This is a genomic window from Streptomyces sp. NPDC056486 (assembly GCF_042795295.1).
In the GTDB taxonomy this organism is placed as follows: domain Bacteria; phylum Actinomycetota; class Actinomycetes; order Streptomycetales; family Streptomycetaceae; genus Streptomyces.
This window is the reverse complement of sequence record NZ_JBHTSF010000288.1, coordinates 1-5,972: the sequence shown is the minus strand read 5'-3', so window position 1 is coordinate 5,972 and position 5,972 is coordinate 1. Positions and strand designations below refer to the sequence as shown.

The window sequence follows — 5,972 nt, the reverse complement described above, 5'->3', positions numbered from 1 at the left end:
GTCCGAATGTCACCTGGAGATCAGGTGGCATCGGACCGGCGCTTCTCTCGTTCACGGCTGCGCGACGTGCGCGATGTGCGCGGCTTCGGGACGGCTCAGCGCTCGCCGCTCACCCGGCCCTGCAGCAGTCGCGAGAGCGCCGAGTGCACGTCGTCGAGCGAGCGCTCCGGCTGGAAGGCCTGCCAGTCGAGCGCCGCCACCAGGACCATCCCGACGAGCGCGGCGGCCGTCAGAGGGATGTCGATCTCCTCGCTGAGCTCGCCGTTCTCGACGCCTGCGCGCAGGACGTCCTCGACGACGGCCACCGCCTGCTGCCTGACCACCATCAGGGTGGACTGCCAGGCACGGTTGGTGCGCCACAGCTCGGCGACGTACAGCTGGGTGAAGGCCGGGTAGCGGTCGATGAAGACGAGGCCCGCCCGGATCATCGCGTCAAGCGCGTCGACCTGCCTGCCGCCGCTCCCCGCCACCTTCTCGGCCGCCTCCTTCAAGGAGGCGGTGAGCAGGCCGACGCCGTGCCGCAGCAGCTCTTCGAAGAGGACCGACTTGCTCGCGAAGTTGTAGTAGACCGTCCCTTTCGCGACCCCGGCCCGCTCGGCGATCTCGTCGACCGTCGTGGCCGAGAAGCCCTGCTCCGCGATGAGGGTGACGGCCGCCTCGTAGAGCTTCTGCCGGGTGGCCTCACGCCGGGTGCTGGTTGCGCTGCTGTCCATGGGCCCGATTCTCACAGGTCTTGCCGCCCGCACAGGCTCGGTCGCGGGTCTCACAGGCTCAGCTCCGGGTGCAGACGGTCCAGGGTCCACACCTGCTTGCGGTGCGCGGAGAGCGCGGTGAGCGCGAGGGCGCCCGCGGTGAAGGCCGTGAGGACCACGCATGCCTGCCATACGGGGCCGAGTCCGCCGCCCGTGATGAGCCTGCGCAGGGCGTCGACGACGTAACTCATCGGCAAGAAGGGGTGGATCGCGCCGAAGAAGGACGGACTCGTCTGGACGGGGTACGTGCCGCCCGCCGAGGTCAGCTGGAGCATCAGGAACGCGAGGACGAGGATCCGCCCGGCCGCCCCGAAGCGTGCGTTCAGCCACTGCACGATCGCCGCGAAGCAGCACGTCACCAGACAGAGGAAGCCCACCGTCCCGGCAGCCCGCGCCATCTGCAGACCGAGCCCCCAGTGCAGTACCGACATCAGGGCCGCCGTCTGGAGCACGCCGAGTGCGGCGACCGGCAGCCAGCCCGCGAACGCGATCCGCCAGGCGGAGGCGCCCGCGGCGAGCGCGCGCCGGTTGAGCGGCTGGATCAGCATGTACGCCACCATCGCGCCGACCCACAGGGACAGCGGGATGAAGTACGGGGCGAAGCCCGTGCCGTAGTTGGGCGCCTTGTGCATCGACTGGGAGGCGAGCTGTACCGGGTCGGCCATGACGTCGGTGCGCTGGTCGCGGTCGTTCTTGTCGTAGTCGGGGATCTTCTTGACGCCGTCGTGCAGCCCGCCGGACAGCTTCTCGGAGCCGTCGGCCAGCTTGAACATGCCGCCCTTGAGGTCGCTCGCGCCCGTCTGGAGCTTGCCGACGCCCGTGTCGAGGTCCGTGGCGCCGGTCTTGGCGGTGCCGAGGCCGGTGTGCAGCTTCGCGGCGCCCTTGGTGACCTTCCCCGCGCCCGTGTTGAGGTCGTTGATCTGGGTGACGGCCTTGTCCAGGTCCTCGTCCAGGCGCGGTGCGCGTTCGGCCAGGTCCTGGGACTTCTTCTGCAGCGTGGTCAGGTGCTTCTTGAGCTTCTTGACGTCGCTGTTCTGGTCCTTGACCACGGTGTTCATGTCGTCCGCGATGGTCGACACGTTCTCCGCGGCGGTCTTGGCCTCCTTGATCTTCGGACAGGCCGGGTCGGGCACCGGGAGGTCCACGCAGCGCTCCGTGTAGAAGTCGCCGATGGTCTCGGACCCCTTCTTGGCGCCGTCGGCCGCCACGGGCGCGAGCTTGACCCAGGTGTTCAGGTGGTTCCGCAGGGCCTTGGAGGAGTCGGCGACGAGCTGGGCCGTGTCCCCGATGGTCTTGCCGTTGTCCTTGAGGAAGGGACGCACCTCGTCCGCGGTGCCGTTGACCTTGTCGGCCAGCTTCTGAGTGCCGTCCGAGACCTTCTTCGAACCGCTCTCGAGGTCGCCGGCGCCCTTGTCGAGCTTCTTGATGCCCCCGGCCAGGTCGCTGCTGCCGTCCTTGGCGTCGTCCAGGCCGGTCACGAGCTTCTTCGAGCCCTTCTTGGCCTCACCGATGCCGCTGTCGAGCTTGTCGGCACCCTTGGCGGCCTTCTCGGTCTTCCCGTGGATGTCGGAGAACGAGACGAAGATCTTGTCGAGGAAGGAGCGCGACGCCTTGGTGGAGGCCGCCGTGCGCACCTCGGAGAAGACCGTCCGGGAGATCTGCCCGACGATGTAGTTGTTGGCGTCGTTCGTACGGACCCGCAGAGCGCCCGTCTCCGGAGAGTCCCCCGAACTCGACGCGACGCGCTTGCTGAAGTCGGACGGCATCGTCAGGGACAGGTAGTACGTCCCGTCCTCGACGCCCTTGCGCGCCTCGGCGGAACTCACCTCGTGCCAGTCGAAGGTCTTGCTGTCCTCGAGCCCGTCGACGATCCCGTCGCCCACCGCGAGCTTCTTGCCCGCGGCCGTGGCTCCCTTGTCGTCGTTGACGAGCGCCACGGGTATGCGGTCGAGACGGCCGTACGGGTCCCAGAACGAGCACAGGTACAGCGCGCCGTACAGCAGGGGCAGCAGCAGGAGCGCGACCAGCGCGGCGCGCGGCAGCTTCCCCCTGCCGAAACGCCTGAGCTCAAGCGAGGCCAGCTTCGGCGCGCGCATCGGCCGTCTCCTTGTCGTCGTTGTTCCGGTTGTCGTCGTCGTTCCGGTCTTCCGACGCGGACCCGGTGGTCTTTCGGTCCGTGGACACGGCGACCGCGTCCTCGGGTGCCTCGTTGCACACGGCGACGACGGTGGTGCCGCTCTGTGTGAGGGACCTCAACAGTGCCCAGGCCTCGTCCCGTTCGGCGTCCGACAGCTTGAGGTCGACGTCGTCGACGCCAAGGAGCCTGGGCCGCCCGATCAGCGCCAGGGCCACCGAGAGCCGCAGTGCCTCAAGGCGCTCCAGATCGCGCACGGAGGTCCGCCGTCCCTTGGGCAGCGACTCCATGTCGAGCCCGGCGGCGGCCAGAGCGGTGTCGATCCGCAGCCGCGCCTCGGCCGCCCGCTCGGCGCGCGGCCTCAGCAGACCGCGCAGCGAACCGCCGAACCGCCGCTCCAGGAGCGCCCGTTCGCGCAGATGCTCGGCGACGGTCAGCGCCGGATCGAGATCCGTCACGCCGGGCACGGGACCGAGCGCGCTGATCCGGCGCACCGCCGCGAGCTGCTTGGGCAGCCGGAATCCCCCTACGGAGGCCTCGCCCTCGGTGGGGCGCATCCGCCCGGTGAGCGCGAGCAGCAGACAGGTCCGGCCCGACCCCGAAGGCCCCTCGACCGCGATCAGTGCTCCGGGCTCCGCCTCGACATCGACCTCACGGAACGCCCAGCCCCGTGGCCCCTTGAGCCCGAACCCCCGCGCTGTGACGGCGGCTCCCCGCGCCCCGTCGTTCGGCCCGTCCACACTTCCCCCTCGCGTCTTCTTTTGAACTGACTGGTCAGTGCAAAAACTAACGCGAACCCGCGATCGGGGCAAAGTCGCAGGTCAGGGCCGATTGTCAGTGGCGTACTACACGATGTGCACATACGGCCACATAGCCGTTACGCGACGACAGGAGGTTCGTCATGGCCAGCACTTCCGCAGCAGCCGCACGTCGGCACCGCCCCGTCGGCCCTGCCCCTGTGACGACCGGCCCCGCGGCCGACGTCCACCCCGTCCTGCGCCGGGCCACCGCCCCGCCCGCCGCACTCGAACTGCTCGCCCAGGCCCGCGCCGGCATCGACGAGGCCGAGCACCTGGAGACCTCGAACGAGCGCTATGCCACGGCGCACCTCGCGGCCCTGCGCACCGCGGCGGCCGTCCTCGCCGCCCGCGGCCGACCAGAGTTGACCCCGCGACGCAGGCAGCGGATCCGGAGCGCCTGGGAAGTGCTCCCCGAGATAGCACCCGAACTGACCGAGTGGAGCGCCCTGTTCGCCTCCGGCGCGGCGCGCAGGGCCCGCGCGGAAGCGGGCATACAGGGTGCGGCCACCATCCGCGACGCGGACGACCTGCTGCGTGACGTGGCGATGTTCTTACGCCTCGTCGAGCGGATGCTCGTGCTGCAGCCCGTGCTGCCCCAGCCCAGGCAGGAGCCGTCGCAGGAGCGGCCGGACGCGAGCCGAGAGGGGTGACGGGGCAGTCGGCCGAAGGCAATAGGGTGGGAGCGCCCGCACCCTCCTGTCTGCCGCGAGCGCAGGCGGAGGGAACCCCCTAGCTCCGCCGCGGACGTGCGGTGGACGCGCCGAGGAGTCAACTGCCGTGTCGGACCCGATGCGCCCCCGCGCTTCTCTCCGTACCGCCGTGGTCTGGGAGGTCCTCAAGGACGCTCTCGACCGCCGGGTCAAGGCCACGGGCCAGGAGACGCACTCCCTCGACGTCCTTGACACCGGAGGCGGCAGCGGCAACTTCGCCGTGCCCGTCGCCCGCCTGGGCCACCGCGTCACCGTCGTCGACCCCAGCCCGAACGCCCTCTTCGCGCTCGAGCGCCGGGCCGCAGAGGCGGGCGTCGCCGACCGGGTGCGCGGTGTCCAGGGCGACGTGCACGGCCTCTTCGACGTCGTGGAGCGCGCCGGGTTCGACGCCGTCCTGTGCCACGGAGTCCTGGAGTACGTGGACGACCCCGCCGAGGGCGTGCGCAACGCGGTCAGCGCGCTGCGACCCTCCGGCACCCTCAGCCTGCTCGCCGCCGGTCTTGGCGGAGCCGTGCTCGCCAGGGCGCTCGCCGGGCACTTCACCGAGGCCAGGCAGGCACTCGGCGACCCGGCGGGACGCTGGGGCGACGCCGACCCCGTGCCCAGGCGCTTCACCACCGATCAGCTGACCGATCTTGTCGAGGGCGCGGGCGTCAGGGTCGACGCGGTGCACGGAGTGCGGGTCTTCGCCGACCTGGTCCCGGGCGTCCTCGTGGACACCGAACCCGGTGCCCTGGAGGCCCTCCTCAAGCTGGAGGCGGCCGCCGCCGAGGTCGCCGCGTTCCACTCCGTGGCCACCCAGTTGCATGTGCTCGGCGAGACCCGGGATGCCGACGAGGGCTGACGTTCGCCCCGGCTGCCCCCTGATCAGCGACGCAGCCGCACATGGAGTAGGGCACATACCCCCCGAACGGGCTATGGGCGCCGTATGATCGAGGCAGACCGTCCGGCATGCCGGGCTGGCCGCTGGGGAATGTTCATTTCAGTGAGCCGGAGCGGCAGGGTGGTCCGGTTTGGCGAAGTTGGCGCAGAGGGGCGGGTTTCACGGGGGCGATTCCCTGCCTATCCTGAAGGGGACCCCCGGTCGCCCCCGGCGACTGCACAATGAGGAGGACTCCGTGCCGCTCTCGGAGCACGAGCAGCGCATGCTCGAGCAGATGGAGCGAGCGCTGTACGCCGAAGATCCCAAGTTCGCGACAGCGCTCGAGGGAAGCGGGCTGCGTACGTACACCCGGCGACGGGTCTACCAAGCGGTCGCGGGCTTCCTTGTGGGAATCGCCCTTCTCATGGCCGGAATGGTCGCCCAGCAGATTTGGGTGAGCGTGGTGGGATTCCTCGTCATGCTGGGATGTGCGGTGCTCGCCGTCACCGGATGGCGCAAAGCGCCGAAGCCGGGTGAACAGCCGGCAGCCGGTACGCCCACGGCACCGGGCAGCGCCCCGGCCCGTCGGCAGACCAGGCAGCGGAAGTCGATGATGGACCGGATCGAACAGCGTTGGCAGCGCCGCCGCGACGAACAGGGCCAGTGATTTTTTAGCTTTCACTTTTAGCTTTCAGCAGCACGCCGGCGTCAGTC

Annotated in this window: 6 protein-coding genes; 3 read left to right on the top strand and 3 right to left on the bottom strand. The window is 70.1% G+C overall.

The genetic code is table 11. The features are described 5' to 3' along the window. Positions 1 to 95: 95 nt before the first annotated feature. The 3 genes from ACFQ7F_RS45120 to ACFQ7F_RS45110 are packed head-to-tail and all read right to left on the bottom strand — an operon-like array spanning position 96 to position 3,626. Positions 96 to 713 carry a TetR/AcrR family transcriptional regulator gene (locus ACFQ7F_RS45120; protein ID WP_383285372.1) on the bottom strand — a complete coding sequence of 206 codons (618 nt, stop codon included), beginning with the start codon at positions 711 to 713 and terminating at the stop codon, positions 96 to 98. 50 nt (positions 714 to 763) lie between these two features. Beyond that, positions 764 to 2,848 carry a YhgE/Pip family protein gene (locus ACFQ7F_RS45115; protein ID WP_383285368.1) on the bottom strand — a complete coding sequence of 695 codons (2,085 nt, stop codon included), beginning with the start codon at positions 2,846 to 2,848 and terminating at the stop codon, positions 764 to 766. Further along, positions 2,820 to 3,626 (bottom strand): ATP-binding cassette domain-containing protein, encoded by an 807-nt coding sequence (locus ACFQ7F_RS45110; protein ID WP_383285365.1) that lies wholly within the window; start codon positions 3,624 to 3,626, stop codon positions 2,820 to 2,822. The genes ACFQ7F_RS45115 and ACFQ7F_RS45110 overlap by 29 nt, the downstream gene beginning before the upstream one ends. Before the next feature lie 161 nt (positions 3,627 to 3,787). Here ACFQ7F_RS45110 and ACFQ7F_RS45105 point away from each other — a divergent pair, with 161 nt between their 5' ends. The 3 genes from ACFQ7F_RS45105 (at position 3,788) to ACFQ7F_RS45095 (ending at position 5,925) form a co-directional block, all read left to right on the top strand. Then, positions 3,788 to 4,336 carry an SAV_6107 family HEPN domain-containing protein gene (locus ACFQ7F_RS45105; protein WP_383285363.1) on the top strand — a complete coding sequence of 183 codons (549 nt, stop codon included), beginning with the start codon at positions 3,788 to 3,790 and terminating at the stop codon, positions 4,334 to 4,336. A gap of 127 nt (positions 4,337 to 4,463) precedes the next feature. Continuing rightward, a complete protein-coding gene (locus tag ACFQ7F_RS45100) occupies positions 4,464 to 5,240 on the top strand; it encodes a class I SAM-dependent methyltransferase (protein WP_383285360.1) in 777 nt (258 codons plus the stop codon). A 274-nt stretch (positions 5,241 to 5,514) separates the two neighbouring features. Beyond that, positions 5,515 to 5,925 carry a DUF3040 domain-containing protein gene (locus ACFQ7F_RS45095; protein ID WP_383285357.1) on the top strand — a complete coding sequence of 137 codons (411 nt, stop codon included), beginning with the start codon at positions 5,515 to 5,517 and terminating at the stop codon, positions 5,923 to 5,925. The last annotated feature ends 47 nt before the right edge of the window (positions 5,926 to 5,972 follow it).